This window comes from Frateuria sp. (genome assembly GCF_035695185.1).
In the GTDB taxonomy this organism is placed as follows: Bacteria; Pseudomonadota; Gammaproteobacteria; order Xanthomonadales; family Rhodanobacteraceae; genus Frateuria_A.
The window spans coordinates 1-20,235 of sequence record NZ_DASSES010000141.1; the positions used below are offsets into that span (position 1 = coordinate 1).

A 20,235-nucleotide genomic window follows, 5' to 3' on the forward strand; every position below is an offset into this window, starting at 1 on the left:
TCCGGCGCGATGGCCGTGCCGGGGTCGACGGACTCGATGCTGGCGAAGTTCCTGTCGATGGTGTCGGCCAGCGCCGCGAAGTTCGGCGAGGACTGCCCGGACTGCTCTTCCAGTTCGTCGACCAGCGCGCGCTGCAGGTAATGCTCGAGCGTGCCCAGCGGCAGCAGCATGGTCACCGACTCTTCCACCGAGTCGCTGAAGGCCATCTCCTGCTCGTTGAGCACTGCCACGCTGACCACGCTCAGTGCGACCAGCGGCGTCAGCACCAGGACCAGGAAGAGTCCCAGCCGCTGGGGCACACTGAGCTGCCGCAACCGCGTTTCCCACTTCATCGCAAAGCCTCCGCCCGGATCACGCGGCCCAGACTAGCGACCCGGTCGGGGACGCAGGGTGATGCGGGTCCGGCCGCTACGCGCCACCCTCCGGTGCGGCCCAGGCCGGTCGCGGGCATGCGCGACCTTGCCGGGTGCACGCGCGCCCGGGTGCGCCAGCGCCACCCCGGAGCGGCGCCGGCTAGGCCGGGGGCTGCCAGAGTTCGACGCGGTTGCCTTCCGGGTCCATGACCCAGCCGAACGCGCCGTACTCGCTCTGTTCCGTGCGTTCGTCGACCTCCACGCCTTCGGCCCGCAGCTGCTGCAGCAGGCCAGCCAGATCGTCGACGCGAAAGTTGATCATGAACGCCTGTTGTCCCGGCTCGAAGTACGTGGTGTCGGCAGGAAACGGCGACCACACGACGTAGCCCGGGCGTGACGCGTCTTCCTGGAAGCGCACGCCGCCCCACTCTTCCGGCTCGAGCCCGAGGTGGCGCGCGTACCACGCGGCCAGCGCGGCCGGATCGCGCGATTTGAAGAAGATGCCACCCAATCCGATGACTTTGGCCATGCCTGTTCCCTCGTCCGCCGACGACCACGGGTGCGCCGTCTCGAGCGGCGGGCACATAGTGCGCCGCCGGCACGGCCGGGGCCACCGGTACGTTTGTCCCTGCCCGCGCAGGAGCACCCTGCGGCGCCCCGGGCCTTGCCGGGACGTCGGCGGCGCGCCCGACGACGCCCCTGCCGGGGCGGGCGCGGCGGCCTCAGCCGGCCATCGACAGTTCCGTGCCGTCGAAGAACGCCTGCACGTCTGCCAGCTCCCGCGTGCGCGGCATCGGCGGCAGGCTGGCGAGGAACAGGCGGCCGTAGCCCTTGGTGGTCAGGCGAGGGTCGCACAGCATCAGCACGCCGCGGTCGTGCACATCGCGGATCAGGCGGCCGGCGCCCTGTTTCAGCGCGATCGCCGCCGCGGGCACCTGCCAGCCCATGAACGGGTTGACCCCCGCCTGCTCCAACGCATCCAGCCGCGCCTGCAGCACCGGGTCATCGGGCGCCGCGAACGGCAGCTTGTCGATCACCACCACGCTCAGCGCCTCGCCGGCCACGTCCACGCCTTCCCAGAAACTGGCCGCGCCGAGCAGCACGCCGTGACCGCTGGCGCGGAAGTCCTCCAGCAACTGGTGGCGCGGCGCGCTGCCCTGGACGAACAGCGGCCACGCCACGCGGTCGGCCAGCAGCTCGGCGGCGCGGCGCAGCGCGCGATGCGAGGTGAACAGCAGGAAGGCGCGGCCGTGGGAGGCCTCCAGCACCGGCAGCGCGGCCTCGATCACGCACTCGGTGTGGTCGCGTCCGCTCTTGTCGAGCATGTTCGGATCGGGCAGGCCCGCGGGCAGGTAGCACAGCGCCTGGTGGCCGTAGTCGAACGGACTGTCCAAGTGCAGGGTCTGCGGATCGTCCAGGCCGAGCTGGCGGGCGAAGTGGTCGAAGCTGCCGGCCACCGAGAGCGTGGCCGAGGTGTGGATCCAGGCAGCCTGGGTGCGCTCGCGCATGGCGCGCAGCGGCGCGGCGAGATCCAGTGGTGTGGCGTGCAGGGCGAAGCCGCGCGGGAACAGCTCGTACCAGCGCACGTCCCTCTCGCCAGCGCCCTCGATGATGCGCTCCAGCCGCCCGGTGAGTGCGGCGGCGCGCTCGTGTACGTTGGCCAGGCCGCGTGACCGCTCGGCCTGCGAGGCGAGCAGATCGGTGAAGGCTGCAAGCAGCTCGTCGAGGTCCCTCAGACCTTCGTGCACGGTGGCCAGCGCGTCCAGTTGCAGGAACGGGCCGCGCGTGGGCAGCGCATCCATGGCCAGGCGCAGGCGGCGCAGCGCGCCCTGCATTGCCTCGGCCGGTTCCAGCAACAGGCCGATGGCGCCGGTGACGCCGTTGCACTCGCGCAGGGCGTCGGCGGCGAGGTCGGCGAGCTGGCGCGCACTCACGCTTTGCGAGAAGAACTGCCCGGCCAGTTCCGGCACCTGGTGCGCCTCGTCCAGGATGAAGGCGCCGGCGCCAGGCAGGATCTCGCCGAAGCCTTCCTGCTTCAGCGCCAAGTCGGCGAACAGCAGGTGGTGGTTGACCACCACCAGGTCCGCTTCAAGCGCTTCGCGCCGCGCCTTCACCACGTGGCAGTCGTCGAAGAACGGGCACTCCACGCCGAGGCAGTTCTCCGGCGTCGAGGTGACCCGCGGCCACAGTGGCGATTCCTCGGGCACCTCGGCCAGCTCCATGCGGTCGCCCGCGCGGGTACGCGCCGACCAGGCGCGGATGGCCGCCAGCTGCGATGCTTCGGTGCGCTCGAAGGCGCCGCCGTCGCGCACGGTCTGGTCGAGCCGGTACAGGCACAGGTAATTGGCGCGTCCCTTGAGCAGCGCGGTCTTGCCGCGCGTGCCGAGCACGGCGCGCACCTTCGGCAGGTCGCGGAAATAGAGCTGGTCCTGCAGCGCCTTGGTGCCGGTGGAGACGATCACCCGCTCGCCCGAAAGCAGCGCAGGCACCAGATAGGCGTACGTCTTGCCGGTACCGGTACCGGCCTCGGCGATCAATGTGTCGCGGTTCGCGATCGCGTCCGCGACCGAACGCGCCATCGCCTGCTGTGCCAAGCGCGGGGCGAAGTTGGGAAGCTCGCGGGCAAACGGGCCGTCGGCGCCGAGCAGCGCGCCGATGTCGTCGGGATCGGTCATCATGCAAGTATCGCCGAGCCGCCGGGCGGGTGCACTGGCAAGTGCACTTGTGCCGGCGTGCCGCGGCTGGTCTACGTGCCGGTGTTCGCGGCAGATCGCGATGTCTCCCGGCTCGTGCTAAAAAGCGCCACACGGGTCAGCCCTGCCGGCAAGCGCGCGGCCGCGGAGCGCAGACGCCTCGGGGGGCGGGAAACCGCGGTATGCCACGGTCATCCGTGCGCCCCATCATCGCGAAGCCAAGGGAGGGCCACCGCATGTTCGCCGATCCGTCGTTCCACGAATACGTCCATCCGGCGCACTTCATGCTGTTTGTCGAAGCGGCGGCGAAGTACCGCTGCCACATCCTCGTACGCAAGACCGGCAAAGCCTCGATCCGCTGGATGGGCAAGCCGGGCTACACCGGCAAGCGCGGCGACCTGAAGGCCAAGACCGCCGATGCAAAGGACCACCCGGTCGCCGGCCTGGTCTGTTCACCGTGGCTGCGGCCGGACGCGTTCTCGTCCTCGCGCCTGGTCGACGCCCGGAAATACTGGATGGAAAGCCGCCACCTGATCACCGAGCCGGCCGACCGCCTGGGGCTGGACGACCGGCACGCACCCAGCCGCTGCCCCACGCCCTACATGGTGCAGACCAACCCCGACCACCCGCATTACGGTTGTCTGGCGCTGGTCGAAAGCGGGCTGTTCCGGCCACGCTACGTGCATGGCGACTACGACCTTTTCGCCATCGCGCCGGCCGGACGCGCCTACGACGTGGAAGCCGCACACGCCCAGGCCCGGGCACTGCGCATGGGCACCCATGTCGCACCGCAGGCGCTCGGCCTGGCCCACCGCCAGCAACGTCAGCTGGCGAACCTGGAAGGCCCGCTCGCGTTCCAGGTATCGAGCTTCCTCAACGTGCGGGTCTGCGCGCACCATCCCGACATGGTCGGCTCGCTGCTGGTCAATCACGGCGAAGCGGTCAATCTGAGGAAAACCACGGCGGATCCGTCCGCCCTCCATCGGCCCGACGGAGCACGCACGCGGCCTGATGTGCTCAAGCCTCTGGCGTACGAGCCGGTGTTGGCGGTCATGCCGCGCAGGAATGCGCACGGGCAGTGGGCGCAGATCCTGGCGGACCAGGCCGCCCACGAAGCGTTCTACCAGTCGGCCTGACCGGCCCCGCCCGCCTTCCCGGCGGGCGCGAGGCGCTCAGTAGCGGGGCACGCCTTCCTTGTGACAGTCCTGCACGCCCTTGCGGGCGGCGCTGGCGCCGGCCTGGTCGCCGGCCTGCTCGCGCATCTCGACCACCGTCTGCCAGTTACGTGCGCACAGCGGCCCGAGTTGGGGACCGAGCGACCAGGAATGCCGTGCGAGCCGCTCGGCGGCGGCGAAATCGTGGAGGCGGATGGCGACTTCGGCGCGATCCTGCAGCAGGTCGGGTGACTCGGGGTTGAGCTCGAGCGCCTGGTCGAGCTTGGCGGCCGCCTCGGCAAAGCGGCCGGCCCGCTCGTCGGCGCGCGCGGCGTCCTCCAGCGCGGAGACGCCCGGATCGCGCAGCGGTGCCACGTCGATCACCGATTGCTCGCGCGCGCCGGCGGCGCGGATGGCGGCGACCATGTCGCGGGCTGGAAGGACGGGCCTGGGCGCCTGGGGCGGCGCCTCGACGCAGCCGGCGAGCAGCAGCGTGGCGCAGAGGGCGGGGCCGGGGCGAAGGCGCGAAGCGAAAGACATCGAAAGTCTCTAGGGAAGCGTGGAGGACGCCGGCGCCGGCGCCTGGCCGTCACCGCCGAAGAAGTCACCGATGCGTTGCCAGAAGCAGCCCTCGGCGTCGGGCGAAAGCGAGCCGGCGACGACCGGGAACTGCCGCGCGCCCTCGCATTCGGGTTGCGTGGGCTTGCCGTCGACCGGGTTGATCCAGGCCATTTCCAGGCCCTCGCCCGGCTGCGCCGAAAGCGGCCGGGTCGGCAGGTGGCGGAACAGGTCCTGCCAGGCGCGCAGGCCGCCGGTGGCGCCGAACAGGCCGGTCGGCTTGTTGTCGTCGCGACCCATCCAGAACACCGCCAGGCGATCGGCGGTGAAACCGGCGAACCAGCTGTCGCGCATGTCGTTGCTGGTGCCGGTCTTGCCGGCGGCGTTGAGCCAGGCCAGCGAGGAATCGCCCAGGCTGTGCGCGGTGCCGTACTCGGCCACCTGCTGCATCGCCCAGGTGACCAGCCGCACCGCCTCCTGGTACTCGCCCTTGCCGCCCTCGACCTCGTAGCGCTTGACGGTGTGGCCGCTGCCATCGACCACGCCGCGCACCGCCAGCAACGGCAGCGCGTGGCCGTCGGCGGCGAGGTACTGGTACATCTGGGCGACCTGGAAGGGCGACAGGTCGACCGCGCCGATCAGCATCGAGGGGCTGGGATTGATTCCGGTGAAGCCGAACGATTCGAGGAACGCCTTGACCCGCTCCACGCCGACCGCCAGGCCCAGGTGGATCGTGGCCAGGTTCCACGAATGGGCCAGCGCGTCGACCATCGGCACGAAGCCGTGCGACTGGTTGTCGTCGTTGCGCGGCATCCAGGTCTTGCCATTGGGCTGGCGCAGCATGATCGGGGAATCGTCCAGCGGCGTGCCCAGGTTCCACTGCGCCGGGTCGGCCAGCGCGACCAGGTAGACGAAGGGCTTGACCAGCGAACCGATCGGCCGCCGCGCGTCCAGCGCGCGGTTGAAGCCGGGGTCGCCGGGAATCTTGCTGCCGACCACCGCCAGCACGCTGCCGGTGGCGGTGTCGGTGACCACACCGGCCGCCTGCACCTTGTCGCCGCGCTTGCCCATGCCCTCGAGCGAGCGGGTGACCGCCTGCTCGGCATACAGCTGTGCGGCCGGGTCGAGCGTGGTGAAGATCGACAGGTTGCCCTTGCGCAGCGTGTCGTCGTCGAAGTCGTTGGTGATCTGCGCGCGCACCAGCTGCATGAATGCGGGGAAGCGGTTGTGCGGCAACTGCGCGTTGGGCGCGATGTCCAGCGGTGCGGCCTGCGCCGCGTTGACCTTGCCCGCGTCGAGCAGGCCGGTGTCGTAGAACTCCTTCAGCACCAGGTTGCGGCGCTGGAGTGCGCGCTTCGGGAACCGCCGCGGGTCGTAGTAGCTCGGACCCTTGACCATGCCGACCAGCAGCGCGATCTCCTGCGGCCTGAGGTCCTCGAGCCGGCGCCCGAAGTAGAACTCCGCGCCCGCGGCGAAGCCGTGCACGGCCTGGCTGCCCTGCTGGCCGAGGAAGACCTCGTTGATGTAGGCCTCCAGGATGCGGTCCTTGGAGTAGTGCGCCTCGATCAGCAGCGAGAGCAGCGCCTCGTTGAACTTGCGCACCAGGTTCTGGCTGCGGTCCAGGAACAGGTTGCGCACCAGCTGCTGGGTCAGCGTGGAGCCGCCCTGCACGGTGTGGCCGGCGCGCAGGTTGGCGAAGGCGGCACGCAGGATGGCGGAGAAATCGAGTCCGATGTGGTGCTTGAAGTCGCGGTCCTCGACCGCCTGCAGGCCGGTGACCAGCAGCGGCGGCACGTCGGCCAGGCGCACGATCCGGCGTTCTTCCTGCTGCGCGCCGTACACCGTGGCGATGCGGGCCGGATCGAGGTGGGCGAGCTTGACCGGTGCGCCACCTGACGCCTCGGCCAGCGCCTCGACCTGGCCGCGGCCGAGCGTGACGCGGATGCGCTTGGGCAGCTCGCCGCCATCCGGGCCGGCGTAGCCGCGCGAGGAAATCACGTAGCGGCTGCCGTTGCGCGTCCAGGTGCCCGGCACCTTGCCGGCACCGTCGTGGGTGTAGCCGGCAAAAGTCAGCTCCAGCTCCAGCGCCGAGGGCGACATCGGCACGCCGGGCGCCAGCGCCAGCGGGCGTGCATAGACGCGCGTGGGCACGGCGAACACCAGGTCGTTGAAACGGTCCTGCACGCGCTTGTTGAGGATCAGCGTGTAAGGCAGCACGAAGCCCAGGCCGAGGCCGAGCGCGACCCAGAACGGAATGCGCAGCCAACGCCAGCTGCGGCGCGCGAACGCGCCCATGCGAGAAATCAATGCCAAGGCGGGAGACCTGGATCCAAGGTAACCCCGATGATAGGGCGTCCCACCCGGCGCGCATCTGAACGCGCAGGGCACGGCATGGCGCACGCCGGGCAGGTTCGTGGCATTACCCGGGCAACCGGCCGCCCCGCCCCGCTGTCGTCCCGATTGCGGGCGGTGCCGGCAGGAGACGCGCCTGCGCGCGGATGCCTAGGACGGGCCGTCGGCGATCCAGCACGCCGGGTCGGGCCGGAACGGGCGCGGATGGATACCGAGCAGTCGTTCCAGCTCGCCGTTGTCGGCGACCAGGTCCGCCTCCAGGCGTGCCAGTGGACCCCGCAGGGTGGGCAGCACGTGGCGTGCTCCCCGCAGCAGCCATGCGGGCACCGGCACCGGCAGCGTGGCCATCGGCAGGCTGCGCTGGACGCGGGCGAACATCTCGCCCGCCGGCAGCCGCTCGCCGCCGCCGAGCATCAGCACACGGTTGGCGGGCCGGTCGATCGCGGCCAGCGTGGCCTGCGCGATGTCGTCGGCATGCACCGGCTGGCGCAGGCCACGGCCGGCGGGCCGGGGGAAGACGCGGGTGCGCATGGCGCGCCGCGCCAGCGGGGTCAGGCTCTTGTCGCGAGCGGCGCCGTAGATCAAGGTCGGGCGCAGTACCGTCCACTCGCAGCCGAGCGCGGCACAGGCGGCGGCCAGGTCCACCTCGCCCTGCTGCAGTTGGCGCGCGACGGCGCGCTCGGCCGGCACCTCCGAGTCGAGCTTGCTCTGTGCGCTCATCGAACTGGTGGCGACGATGCGCGGCGACCCGGCCGGCGCCGCCGCGGTGAGCCAGTGCGCGAAAGCCTGCAGCGGTCCGTAGCTGACGATGGCGGCGACGGGCGGCAGCGCGGGCACCCGGTCCGGCAGGCCGCCCAGCATCCAGCGCACGCCCTCGCTGTCGGCATGCGGCTGGCGGCTGACCGCGATCACCGGCGCGCCGCGCCCGCGCAGGCGGGGCAGCAGGAAATGGCCGATCTGGCCGCTGGCCCCGAACACCACGACGGTCATGCGGCGCCCGCTCAGCGGCCGGATTGCAGGCGTCGCGAAAGCTCGCCCACGCGTGCCGAGTAAGGCGCGAGCCGGCGGGCCTGGTCGATCGACTGCGCGGCATTCGCGCGGTCGCCACGATCCAGCTGCTGCTCGGCCTGATCCAGCCAGGCATCGACCAGCCGCTCGCGCAGCACGCCCGCGTTCGAGTCGCCGGGCGAAAGGTCTCCCAGCGCCCCGAGCAGCTCCCCGGCCTTGCCCAGGTCGCCGTTCGCGAGCGACTGGTTGAACAGCTGCATCACCAGGTTGGGCAGGTCTTCCAGCCCCTGCAGCGCGGCCTGGTTGTTGCCGTCGATCGCCAGCGCATTGCGATAGAGATCGTACGCGCTGTCGCCCGGCGGCAGCATGATGTGGCCCTGCGTGGCGGCCGTGCGCGCGCGGCGCACCAGCTCAGCGACCTGCTCGACCTGATCGGCGGTGAGTTGCGGAGGAGGCGGCGGCGGTGGCTCGGCCTCCGGCACGGGCTGCGCCGGTTTGGCCTTCGGCGGCGGCGCGCTGGCCTGCGCGGCCGTGGCATTCAGCCGCGCGCGCGCGGCGGCCAGGTCGGCCGACTTGGGCGCCAGCGCCTCGGCCTGGTCGAGCCGGCTCGACGCCCCCGCCGTGTCGTCGGCATCGAGTGCCGCATTGGCCTGCACCACCAGCGCCTGGGCGACCTGGCCGAGCCCCGCGCGGGCCTGCGCGTTCTCCGGATCCAGCTTGAGCGCGGCGCGGAAATACGCCAGCGCCGTGTCATCGCCCTGCCCCGCGATGCGGCCCTCGCGCAACGCCTGCTGGCCCTGCGAGAGCGCCTGAAGCAGCGCGCCGTTGTCCTGCTGCTGCGCCTGCGCGAGGGCCGCGCGCAGCGCCGGCAGGTCGCCATAGCTGGGCAACAAGGCGGCGAGCTGGTCGACGCCGGTGGCAGCCGCGGTGATGTCGTGGCGGGCGAGCGCATTGCGCGCCTGCGTGGCCAGGGCCGCGCCGACCTGGTCAAGGCCGTGCTTGGCCACCGCATTGCCCGGGTCCGCCGCGAGCACCTGCTGGTACAGCGCGCCGGCGCCGTCCTTGCCGGTGAGCTTGCCGGCGCCGAGCGCCTGTTGCGCGCGTGCGACCAGGTCGTCGGCCGGCTGCGCGGCGCCGCGCGCCTGTCTGATCAGCCGATCGAGCCGGTCGACGTCGCTGCCGCCGCCGAGCAGCTCGCGGGCGACCGCCAGCTCGCGCTGGGCGTCGTCGAGGTGGCCGGTGCGGTAGGCGGCGTCGGCGCGCGAAAGCTCGGCCATGCCGACCTGGTGCAGGCCTTCGCGGGCACGGTCGTTGTCCGGCTCGAGCGCGCGCGCGGCCTGGTAAAGCTCACGCGCGCTGCTGCCGTCGGTGGCATCCAGGCGGCCCTCCTGCAGGGCCTTGTCGGCGCGGCTCAGCACGTCGTTTAGTTCCGTGCGCGGCACCATGTCGCGCAGGCTGTTCTGGTATTCGCGCAGGGTCCACGCACCGGCCACCAGCGCCAGCACGACGACCACCAGCACCACGTGCCAGGTGCGCAGGCGCACGCGCCGGTGGTGCGCCGGTGGCGCGCGCCGCGGCGTGTGGAAGGAGATCGGCGGCAGGCGGTCGTCCGGATCGTCCGCGCGCGGGCGCGGCGCGTCCAGGTCGCCCAGATCGCCCAGCGTGGGTTCGGCGCGCCCGTCCCGGCTGTCTTGGTCTCTGCGTCCGCTCATGCTCGTCGCTGTCCTGGCAAGGCATTCAGCTTAGCATCGCCCACTTCACGCGCCCGGCGGTGAAGCGCACGCATTCAGCTTGCGCCGACGCGCCGCGCTTCCACCACGTTGGGCAGCGCCACCAGCTTGCCGAGCAGGGACGAGAGCTGCTCGAAGTCCCGCACGCGCAGAGTGAAGCGCATCTCGACCTCGCCGGTGCGGCCTTCCAGGCGGCTGGAGGACGCCACGATCGGCGTGCCGACGTTGCTGATCAGGTTGGTGACGTCCTTCTGCAGGCCCTTGCGGTCGAAGCCGCGCAGTTCGACGTCGACCTGGTAGGACTGCGCGGTCGCGTGTCCCCACTCGACCTCGATCACGCGGTCCGGATCGCGCCGCGCCAGCCGCGCCAGGCTGGCGCAGTCGGCGCGGTGAACCGAGACGCCGCGGCCCTTGGTGATGAAGCCGCGCACCGGGTCGCCGGGCAGCGGCTGGCAGCAACGCGCCAGCACGGTGAGCAGGTTGCCGACGCCCTCGATGCGCAACGCGCCATGGTCCGGCGCGGCATGGCGCGCAACCGGCTGCGCCGGCAGCGGCGCGGGCTCGACCGGATGCGCCGCTTCCTGCAGTACACGTGCGATCTGGCCCGCGCTGACCTCGCCAAGGGCGAGCGCGACCAGCAACTCCTCGTGGCTCTTCAGGTGGAAATGCGCCGGCAGCCTGGAGAGGTCCGCGTGGGGCAGCGCCAGTCGCTTCAGCTCGCGCTCGAGCAGGCTACGGCCGGCGGCGAGGTTGGCGTCGAAGGCGATCCGGCGGAACCACGAGCGCGCCTTCTCGCGCGCGCGGCTGGTGTTCAGGTAGCCGTGGTGCGGCGAGAGCCAGTCGCGGCTCGGCTCGGCGTTCTTCGCCGTGACGATCTCGACCCGGTCGCCACTGCGCGGCTGGTGCGTGAGCGGCACGATCCGCCCGTTGACCTTGGCACCGCGGCAGCGGTGACCGACCTCGGTGTGCACGTAGTAGGCGAAGTCGAGCACCGTGGCGCCATGCGGCAGGTCGAACACCTCGCCCTTGGGCGTGAGCAGGTAGACGCGGTCCTCCACCAGCTCGGTGCGCAGCCCGGCCGCCACGTCCTCGTCCGCGCGCGGCTCGAGCAGCTTGCGCATCCAGGCGATCTTGGCCTCGAACTCGGCATCGGCGCCGCCGCCTTCCTTGTAGCGCCAGTGCGCGGCGACGCCCAGCTCGTTGTCGCGGTGCATGGCGTGGGTGCGGATCTGCACTTCCAGCGTCTTCCCCTGCGGGCCGATCACCGCGGTGTGCAGCGAGCGGTAGCCATTGCCCTTGGGGCGGGCCAGGTAGTCGTCGAACTCGCGCGGCAGGTGCTGCCACTGCGCGTGCACCACGCCCAGCGCCGCGTAGCAGTCGGCCACGCTGTCGACCAGAATGCGCACCGCGCGGATGTCGTACAGGTCGGAGAACTCCAACCCCTTGCGATGCATCTTCTTCCAGATCGAATAGATGTGCTTGGGCCGACCGGCGAGGTCCGCCTCGATGCCGGCAGCCCGGAGCGCCACGCCGAGCTCGGCCAGCACCTGGGCGATGAACGCCTCGCGGTCGGCCCGGCGCTCGTCCAGCAGGCGCGCGATGCGCTTGTAGGTGTCCGGCTGCAGGTAGCGGAAGGCCAGGTCCTCCAGCTCCCACTTGAGCTGCCAGATGCCCAGCCGGTTGGCCAGCGGCGCGTGGATGTCGCGGGTAAGCCGGGCCAGTGCCACGCGCTCGGCCTCGGGCAGGGCCATCGCACCGCGCATCTTCGCCAGCTGACGGGCGAGCAGCACGAACACCACGCGCAGGTCACGGATGATCGCCAGCAGCAGGCGGCGCAGGCCTTCGTGGGTGCCGCTCTCGCGCAGCGCGTGCAGCGTCCACACCTTCTCCGCCGCCAGCTGGCCCTCGACCAGCCGCTTCAGCTCCGCCGGCAGGCTGCCGGCGCGGGCCGCCCAGGCTTGCGGATCGCGCCGGGCCAGCTCGAACCACATCGCTGCGGCCTGGGTCTGCGCATCGCAGCCGAGCATGGCGAGCAGGTCGAGCACGTCGGCGCACCGCGCCTCATCCAGCCCATGCGCGGCGCAGGCCGCCAGCGCCTCGGCCAGCGGGGGCGGGGCGTTTGCCCGCAATGAAAGCGATCGGGCGCGCAAGGCAGGGGAGGAATCGGGCAGGGACATGGCGGGAGAGGTGCGTCGGGACCATTCTAGGACGGCCCGCCCCCGTGCGCTCGGCGACCGGCCCGGTCGGCGCGGGATACTGCCGGGCACGCATACGCTGCAACCCGGGCCAGATGGCAACAACGCTCTGGCGCGCGAGCGGCCGTGCCCATATGCTCGGCCGCTACCGTCGCCCGCGAGGATCGTCCATGCGCCTGTCCAGCCTGTCCCTGTTGATCGTCCTATTGGCGGTGCCCTCGCTGACCCGCGCGCAGGACTACAAGCCACTGAGCCAGCGCATGACGGCGGCCGAGTTCAAGGCAGCGGGGCTGGACCGGCTCTCGCCGGAGCAACTGCAGGCGCTGGATGGCTGGCTGCGCGCGCACGACAAGCCGACCACGCGCGTGGTCGATGCCAGCGGCAAGCCGGTGTTCTACACCGATGCGCACAAGCGCAAGCTGATCGAGTCCCATCTCAGCGGGGAGTTCCAGGGCTGGAACGGGCACAACGTGGTGACCCTGGACAACGGCCAGCAGTGGAAGCAGATCGGCTCGGACGCTGTCCAGTGCAACTCGAGCAACCATGCCGCCGTGAAGGTCAGGCCCAGCATGATTGGCGGCTGGCTGCTGTATGTCGAGGGCTGCAACGGCAGCGTGCACGCCGAGCGCGTGCGCTAGGGCGATGCCGTAGCCGCCGGCGCGTGGGCAGCGCCAAGGGTCAGGAAAGTGCCTCCAGCGCCCGCGCCAGGCGCTTGGCCGAGACCGGTTCGGCTGTCTTCAGTTCCTGGGCGAACAGCGACACGCGCCATTCCTCGATCAGCCAGCGCAGTTCCTCGAGGTTCGCTGCGTCCCCGGCGCGGTGCCTGAGGTAGTCGCGCCAGTAGGGCAGCACCTGCAGCATGCGCTGCTGGTCCCTGGCCGGATCCTGGCGCAGGCGTTCGGCGCGCAGGCGCATGGCCTTCAGGTAACGCGGGTAATGTGCCAGGCGCGCGGTCGGCAGGTCGCGCGCGAAGCCGGGCACCAGCAGCGCGTCGAGCTGCTCGCGCAGGTCGTCGTAGCTGGCGCGGGCGAAGCCGATCAGCGGCGGCTCCAGCCAGGGTTTCAGCTCGGCCTGCGCCTCGATGATCGGCTCGACCAGCTTGAGACGCTCGATCGCGGCGCCGAACAGCTCGCGCGCAAGGCTCGCGCGCAAGGCCTCGAACTCGCCCGCGGTGCGCGCGTCGAGCTCGTGCCGTCGCAGCAGGTCGTCGAAGCCGCCCTCCACCAGGTCCTCGCGCAGCGACTCGACGCTGCCCAGAGGCGCGTACTTGAGCGACAGTGCATTGGCGATCGGCAGGCGCCGGCGAGCCTGTTTCATCTCGCTCGCCAGCGCGTTGCGCAGCAGCCGCTCGACGCCCTTCAGGTGCGCCGCACGCGCCTCGTCGTGGCGTTCGAACACACGCAGCGCCACCGTCTCGCCGAGATCGACGAGCGCCGGGAAAGCGGTCAGGCCGCCCTCGGATCGGACCTGGGCCGGGATCTCCTCGAAGTCCCAGCGGCTCACGTCCTCGCGGGTCAGCTCCACGTCGGTCTTGCGCGAGAAGGCCTCGCGCGCCTGGCCTTCCCAGTGCGCACGCATGGCGGCGAGGTCGCGACCGGCGGCCAGCGTCCTGCCGTGCTCATCGTGCAGGCGGAAGCGCATGCGCAGGTGCGGCGGCAGTTCGACCCCGGCGAATTCTCCCGGCGGCGCATCCACCCCGGTGGTGCGCTTGAGGAATCCGGCGAGCGCCTGCACCAGCGGCTGGTCGCGCGGCGCCTCGGCCTCGACGAAGGCACGCGCGAAATCCGGCGCCGGCACGAAGTTGCGCCGCAACGCCTTGGGCAGCCCGCGGATCAGTTCGGCCGCCTTGTCGGCGAGCAGGCCCGGTACCAGCCATTCGCAACGTGCGGCCGGCAGCGCATTAAGCATCGCCAGCGGCAGATGCAGCGTGACGCCATCGGCCTCGTCGCCCGGAACGAAGCGGTATTCGAGCCGGTAGCGCTGCGGCGGAATGTCCAGCGTGGCGGGGAAAGCCTTCGGGTCGAGGCCGGCGCCACCGGCCATCACTTCGTCCAGCGACCAGCGCAGCGCGGCTTGCTCGGCGGGACGTGCGCGGCTGTACCAGGCATCGAGCGCGCGCGTGCCGGCGATGTCCGCGGGCAGCTTGCCCTCGAAGAATCCGGCCAGTTCCTCTTCGCCGCGGACCAGGCCCTCGCGGCGCTGCTTGGCCTCGATCTCGTGCGCCTGGGCGAGCACGCGCTGATTGGCGCGGACGAAATCGGCGCGCGCGTCGAGCTCTCCGCGCGCCAGCGCCTCGCGCAGGAAGATTGCGTGGGCCAGCGCCGGGTCCTGCTTCTGGAAGGTGACCGGGCGGCGCTCGACCAGGGTCAGCCCGAACAGGCTGACCTGCTCGTAGGCGACCACCGTGCCGCGCTTGCGCGACCAGTGCGCGTCGCGGCAGCTGGCCTTCACCAGGTGCGCGGCCTGCTCCTCGATCCAGGCCGGCTCCACGCGCGCGCAGCTCATGCCCCACACGCGCCCGCCGACATCCAGGATCTGCGCGGCGAAGACCCACGCCGGCGGACTCTTGCCCAGCGCCGAGCCGGGGAAGACCTGGAAGCGACGCTCGCGGGTGGAGCGATAGACGCCCTTCTCGTCCTTGTGGCCCACCTGCGTGGGCAGGCCGGCAAGCAGCGAACGGTGGATGGCTTCGTAAAGCTCGGGGCTCGCCTCCACCTCGCTCCCTCTTCCCTCCGGGGAGAGGGTCGGGGTGAGGGGCGGGGACTCGCGGGAAACCTTCCTGGCGCGGCGCGCGCCCTGCGCGTCGCTGCGCGAAGCGCGAGCCGGACCCTTTTGCGAGGGCGTCCCCTCATCCCGTCCCTTTCCCCCATCCTTGATAAAGGACCGGGGAACGGGAGCGGGCGTTGCGCCGGCATCGAGCTTCCACCCCAGCTCCGCCACCACCAGCAACAACTGCCGGTGCAGCTCGCGCCACTCGCGCATGCGCAGGAACGAAAGGAAGTGCCGTCCGCACCAGTCGCGCAGCTTCGACTGGGTCAGCTCTTCGTGCGCGCGGGTGTACTCGCGCCAGAGATTGAGCACGCCGACGAAATCGGACTTCGGATCGGCAAACGCCGCGTGCGCCGCATCCGCCTGCTGCCGCGCGTCGGCCGGCCGCTCGCGCGGGTCCTGGATCGACAGGAACGACACGATCACCAGCAGCTCGCGCAAGGCGTGGCGCTCCTGCGCTTCGACCAGCATGCGCGCCAGCTGCACGTCGATCGGCAGGCGCGCCAGCTGGCGGCCGATCGCGGTCAAGTGGCGACGCTCGTCGATCGCGGAAATCTCGGCAAGCCGGCGATAGCCGTCGGCCACCATGCGCGGATCGGGCGCCTCCAGGAACGGGAAGTCCTCGACCTCGCCCAGCTTGAGCGACAGCATCCGCAGGATGACGTTGGCCAGCGAGGAGCGCAGCAGCTCGGGGTCGGTGTACTGCGCCCGGCTGTCGAAATCGGCCTCGTCGTAGAGCCGGTAGCAGATGCCCGGACCGATGCGCCCGCAGCGACCCTTGCGCTGGTCGGCGGCGGCCTGCGAGACCGTCTCGACGTGCAGGCGCTCGAGCTGGCTGCGCTGGCTGTAGCGCATCACCCGCGCGCTGCCGGTGTCGACCACGTAGCGGATGCGCGGCACGGTCAGCGAGGTCTCGGCCACGTTGGTGGCCAGCACGATGCGCCGCTTCGGGCCGGGCTTGAAGACGCGGTCCTGGTCGGCGGCCGACAGGCGCGCGTACAGCGGCAGGACTTCGGTCTCGCGGTACTGGCGGCGCGAGAGCAGCAGGTGCGCGTCGCGGATCTCGCGTTCGCCGGGGAGGAACACCAGCACGTCGCCCGGACCGCCGCCGAGGCTGCGGTCGGCCATGATTTCGTCGAGCACGAGCCCGACGTGTTCGGCGCTGCCCTGCTGGATGCGGTCGGACGTGTCGCGCGCGCGGGGGCCACGGTCGCGCACGGCGCTTGTCGCCACCGCGTCCGCCGGACGCCAGCGCACTTCGACCGGGTAGGCCCGGCCCTCGACGGCGACCACCGGGGCGTCATTGAAATGTTCGGCGAACCGCGCGGTGTCGATCGTCGCCGAGGTGACGATGATCTTCAGCTCCGGCCGCCTCGAAGCAAGACGCTTGAGGTAGCCGAGCAGGAAGTCGATGTTGAGGCTGCGCTCGTGCGCCTCGTCGATGATGATCGTGTCGTAGGCCGACAGCCACGGGTCGCCCTGGGTCTCGGCCAGCAGGATGCCGTCGGTCATGAACTTGACCAGCGTGCGCTCGGACACCTGGTCGGTGAAGCGCACCTGGAAGCCGACCTGCTCGCCCAGCGCGGTGCCCAGCTCCTCGGCCACGCGCCTTGCCACCGAGCGGGCGGCCAGGCGGCGCGGCTGGGTGCAGCCGATCATGCCCGCCTCGCCGCGGCCGGCGGCCAGGCACAGCTTGGGTAGCTGGGTGGTCTTGCCCGAGCCGGTCTCGCCGGCGATGACCACCACCTGGTGCGTGCGGATCAGTTCGACGATCTCGTCCGCGCGAGCGCTGATCGGCAGCGACTCGTCCAGGCGGATCGCCGGCTTGGACTGCATGCGCGCCTGCCGCCGCGCCGCCGAAGCGGCGATGTCGGACGCCAGCGCCTCGAGCTTGCGCGCATCCGGCTGGCGCGCGAGCCCGCGCCAGCGTCCCAGCAGGCGGCCGAAGTCGCGGCTGGAAACAGTCGCAAGCGCGTCGCGCAGGGCACGCAGGCGGGCTTCGGGCGGTGTGGCGGGCGGCGAGTCGTTCATCGGACCGCACATGATAGCCGCAGGCTATGGGCCCCATCGGAAGGATTCATTTCACCGTAACGACGGCAGCCGATACCTTGGAGCGGTACCCACGACGGAGGGACTTCCCATGGCCGACATCGGCATCGCCCTGCAGGATCGCCAGACCATTGCCGAGCAGCTCTCCAAGCTGCTTGCGGACACCTATTCGCTGTACCTGAAGACCCACAGTTTCCACTGGAACGTCACCGGCCCGCAGTTCAACAGCCTGCATGCCATGTTCGAGACCCAGTACAACGAACTGTGGCTGGCCGCCGACGAGATCGCCGAGCGCATCCGCACGCTGGACGTGTTCGCACCGGGCTCCTACAGCCAGTTCGCCAAGCTCACCTCGATCCGTGAGGAGGCCGGCGTGCCGGACTGGAAGGCGATGGTCGGGCAGCTCGTCGAAGGCCACGAAGTGGCCGCCCATACCGCCCGTGGCGCCATCCGGGTCGCCCAGGACGGTGGCGACGAGGGCACCGCGGACATGCTCACCGGCCGGCTCAAGGAGCACGAGAAGACCGCCTGGATGCTGCGCTCGCTGCTCAAGTGACCTGTCGCATCCAGGGTTTGCGGGGCCGGCCCGGGCCGACCCCGCCGCACTCGCGGTGCTGACCTCGCGCTGACCATCCCCCTGGCACCTTTATTGAGCCGTGTCCCCCGGGTCGTTAAGCTCCGCGGGCTAACTTGGCCTCACGTGGAGGCGTCCGACGGGGAACGTTTTGAGCGCCAAAGCACCTAACCACGACAGCCGGTATCCGCTGCTTGCGGCCATCCTGCTCGCGCTGATCGTGGCCGCGCTCAATATCGCGCTGTGGTGGTGGGGCAACCTGCCGCATGGCCCGGAGGACTTCCACGGACCGATCAGCGGCTATTCGGTGTCGGTGTTCCAGCGCTACCAGAACCCGCTCAAGCAGGACTTCCCCAGCGACCAGGAGATCGACGCCGACCTGAAGCTGCTGCGCCGCTACACGCCGCGCATCCGCACCTACTCGACGCTGGAGAACCCGCAGGTCTACCGGCTGGCCGAGAAGGACGGCCTCAAGGTGATGGCCGGCGCCAACATCGACACGCGACTGGAGAACAACGAGAAGGAACTGGACACCCTGATCGCGCTGGCACGGCGCTACCCGGAAACCATCCACCGGGTCATCGTGGGCAACGAGGTGCTGTTCCGCGGCGACCTGACCGTCCGGCAGATGGAGGATTACCTCGACCGCGCCCGCGCGGCGATCCGCCAGCCGGTCTCGATCGCCGAGCCGGATTACATCTGGCTGAAATACCCCGAGCTGGTCGACCACGTCGACTTCATCACCATCCACCTGTTCCCGTTCTGGAACGGCGTGGCGCGCAAGGACGCGGTCGGCGCGGCGCTGGGCGCCTACGACAACATCGTCCAGCACTACCCGTACAAGCCGGTGGTGGTGGGCGAGATCGGCTGGCCGTCCAACGGCGACCGCCACGAGTACGCCGACCCGTCGATCTCCAACGAGGCGATCTTCATCCGCGACTGGCTCAACGCAGCCAAGGCACGCAACATCGATTACTACCTGCTGGAAGCCTTCGACCAACCGTGGAAGGAGAACCTGGGCGAAGGCCGCACCGGCGCCTACTGGGGCACCTTCAACGCCGACCGCCAGCTGAAGTTCCCGCTCACCGGCCCGGTCACCGAGGACACCGCCTGGCCGTGGAAGGCGCTGGCGGCGAGCCTGCTGGCGCTCATCCCGATGGTCTGGTTCGCGCGCAAGTTCAAGCGCTTCAAGCTGATGGGCAAGCTGTTCTTCTGCCTGCTGATCCAGCTTGCCTGTGGCCTGATCGTGTGGTCGGCCACCCTGCCCTTCAACTTCTACCTGAGCTGGATCGACTGGACCATGCTGGTCCTGCTGTTCCCGGCGCAGGTGGCGATCCTGGCGATCCTGCTGATCAACGGGTTCGAGTTCACCGAGGTGCTGTGGCGCCGGCGCTGGCAGCGCCATGCCGGGATGCTCAAGCCGGACCGGCCGGACCGGCAGCCGTTCGTCTCCATCCACCTGGCCTGCTACAACGAGCCGCCGGAGATGGTGATGCTCACGCTCGATTCGCTGGCGGCGCTGGACTACGAAAACTTCGAAGTCCTGGTGATCGACAACAACACCAAGAACCCGGACGTGTGGAAGCCGGTCGAGGCCTACTGCGAGCAGCTCGGCAAGCGCTTCCGCTTCTTCCACCTGGAGCCCTGGCCCGGCTTCAAGGCCGGCGCGCTCAACTTCGGCCTGAAGGAAACCGACCCGCAGGCCGAGGTGGTCGCGGTGATCGACGCCGACTACGTGGTGCGGCCGGACTGGCTGTCCACCCTCACCGGCTACTTCCACGACCCGAAGGTCGCGGTGGTGCAGTGCCCGCAGGCGCACCGCGACTTCGAGCACAACCGCTTCCGCCGCATGACCGCCTGGGAGTTCGACGGCTTCTTCCGCATCGGCATGCACCACCGCAACGAGCGCAACGCGATCATCCAGCACGGCACCATGACCATGGTCCGTCGCTCGGCGCTGGAAGGCACCGGCGGCTGGTCGGAATGGACCATCTGCGAGGACGCCGAGCTCGGCCTGCGCCTGATGCATGCCGGCTACGAACTGGTCTACGTCGACGAGCTGATGGGCAAGGGCCTCACGCCGGCGGACTTCAAGGCCTACAAGAGCCAGCGCTACCGCTGGGCGTTCGGCGCCATGCAGATCCTCAAAGGCCGCTGGGACTGGATGACCACCCGCGGGCCGCTCTCGCTGGGCCAGCGCTTCCACTTCCTCACCGGCTGGTTCAGCTGGTTCGCCGATGCGTTGCACCTGATCTTTACCCTGATGGCGATCTACTGGACCGCCGGCATGGTGGCGTTCCCGCACCTGTTCAGCCTGCCGATGCAGCTGTTCCTGATCCCGGTGATCGGCTTCTTCTTCGCCAAGGCGATCTTCGGCGTCGTCCTGTATCGCGCCCGTGTGCCGTGCGGCTGGTACGACACGCTGATGGCGTCGGTCGCCAGCATGGGCCTGTCGCACGCGATCGCGCGCGGCATCCTGCACGGCCTGACGCGCGAGAAGACCGCTTTCGTGGTCACCGCCAAGAGCCGCCGGCTGGGCGAGTCGGGCTTCGCCGCGTTCGCGCCGGTGCGCGAGGAACTGCTGATGGCCTGCGCGCTGGTAATGTGCATCGTCGGCATGGCGTTGTCCTTCGGCACGCGCTACATCGAAGGCACCCTGTGGATGTTCATCCTGGCCGCGCAGTCGATCCCGTATTTCTCCGCGGTGGGCGGCGCCTGGATTGCGCACAAGGCGGGCGACAAGGCCGGTTGACGCGCGGGACCCGGCGGCGGCGCGTGTTTATCTGGCCGCAACATCGGC

At 70.6% G+C, this 20,235-nt stretch carries 13 protein-coding genes; 4 read left to right on the forward strand and 9 right to left on the reverse strand.

Going from position 1 to position 20,235, the window contains the following annotated elements:
- From VFH59_RS11420 to VFH59_RS11430, 3 genes are all read right to left on the reverse strand, one after another.
- A partial coding sequence (locus VFH59_RS11420) for a hypothetical protein (RefSeq protein ID WP_325165021.1) occupies positions 1-332 on the reverse strand: 332 nt, incomplete at its 3' end.
- Positions 333-513: 181 nt separating this feature from the next.
- Positions 514-882, reverse strand: coding sequence for a VOC family protein (locus VFH59_RS11425; RefSeq protein WP_325165022.1), 369 nt, complete (start codon positions 880-882; stop codon positions 514-516).
- A 193-nt stretch (positions 883-1,075) separates the two neighbouring features.
- Positions 1,076-3,031, reverse strand: coding sequence for an ATP-dependent DNA helicase (locus VFH59_RS11430; protein WP_414655883.1), 1,956 nt, complete (start codon positions 3,029-3,031; stop codon positions 1,076-1,078).
- A gap of 251 nt (positions 3,032-3,282) precedes the next feature.
- Here VFH59_RS11430 and VFH59_RS11435 point away from each other — a divergent pair, with 251 nt between their 5' ends.
- Positions 3,283-4,182: a hypothetical protein gene (locus VFH59_RS11435; protein WP_325165023.1), complete on the forward strand. Its 900-nt coding sequence runs from the start codon at positions 3,283-3,285 to the stop codon at positions 4,180-4,182.
- 36 nt (positions 4,183-4,218) lie between these two features.
- On the opposite strand, the gene VFH59_RS11440 is transcribed toward VFH59_RS11435, so the two are convergent.
- The 5 genes from VFH59_RS11440 to VFH59_RS11460 all read right to left on the reverse strand — a co-directional run bounded on the left by VFH59_RS11440 (position 4,219) and on the right by VFH59_RS11460 (position 12,025).
- Positions 4,219-4,740 carry a tetratricopeptide repeat protein gene (locus tag VFH59_RS11440; RefSeq protein WP_325165024.1) on the reverse strand — a complete coding sequence of 174 codons (522 nt, stop codon included), beginning with the start codon at positions 4,738-4,740 and terminating at the stop codon, positions 4,219-4,221.
- A 9-nt stretch (positions 4,741-4,749) separates the two neighbouring features.
- Positions 4,750-7,053 carry a penicillin-binding protein 1B gene (mrcB, locus tag VFH59_RS11445; protein WP_414655885.1) on the reverse strand — a complete coding sequence of 768 codons (2,304 nt, stop codon included), beginning with the start codon at positions 7,051-7,053 and terminating at the stop codon, positions 4,750-4,752.
- 207 nt (positions 7,054-7,260) lie between these two features.
- Positions 7,261-8,100, reverse strand: coding sequence for an SDR family oxidoreductase (locus VFH59_RS11450; protein WP_325165026.1), 840 nt, complete (start codon positions 8,098-8,100; stop codon positions 7,261-7,263).
- 11 nt (positions 8,101-8,111) lie between these two features.
- Positions 8,112-9,830, reverse strand: a complete 1,719-nt coding sequence (locus tag VFH59_RS11455; RefSeq protein ID WP_325165027.1) for a hypothetical protein — start codon at positions 9,828-9,830, stop codon at positions 8,112-8,114.
- Between the two features lie 74 nt (positions 9,831-9,904).
- On the reverse strand, positions 9,905-12,025 hold the full coding sequence (locus tag VFH59_RS11460) for a bifunctional (p)ppGpp synthetase/guanosine-3',5'-bis(diphosphate) 3'-pyrophosphohydrolase (RefSeq protein ID WP_414655884.1): 2,121 nt from the start codon (positions 12,023-12,025) through the stop codon (positions 9,905-9,907).
- Positions 12,026-12,213: 188 nt separating this feature from the next.
- Here VFH59_RS11460 and VFH59_RS11465 point away from each other — a divergent pair, with 188 nt between their 5' ends.
- Positions 12,214-12,681, forward strand: coding sequence for a hypothetical protein (locus VFH59_RS11465; protein ID WP_325165029.1), 468 nt, complete (start codon positions 12,214-12,216; stop codon positions 12,679-12,681).
- A gap of 40 nt (positions 12,682-12,721) precedes the next feature.
- On the opposite strand, the gene hrpA is transcribed toward VFH59_RS11465, so the two are convergent.
- Positions 12,722-16,843 carry an ATP-dependent RNA helicase HrpA gene (gene hrpA, locus VFH59_RS11470; RefSeq protein WP_325165030.1) on the reverse strand — a complete coding sequence of 1,374 codons (4,122 nt, stop codon included), beginning with the start codon at positions 16,841-16,843 and terminating at the stop codon, positions 12,722-12,724.
- A 109-nt stretch (positions 16,844-16,952) separates the two neighbouring features.
- Between hrpA and VFH59_RS11475 the strand changes: the two genes are divergently transcribed.
- A complete protein-coding gene (locus VFH59_RS11475; RefSeq protein WP_325165031.1) occupies positions 16,953-17,417 on the forward strand; it encodes a Dps family protein in 465 nt (154 codons plus the stop codon).
- Between the two features lie 169 nt (positions 17,418-17,586).
- Positions 17,587-20,187, forward strand: coding sequence for a glycosyltransferase family 2 protein (locus VFH59_RS11480; RefSeq protein WP_325165032.1), 2,601 nt, complete (start codon positions 17,587-17,589; stop codon positions 20,185-20,187).
- The last annotated feature ends 48 nt before the right edge of the window (positions 20,188-20,235 follow it).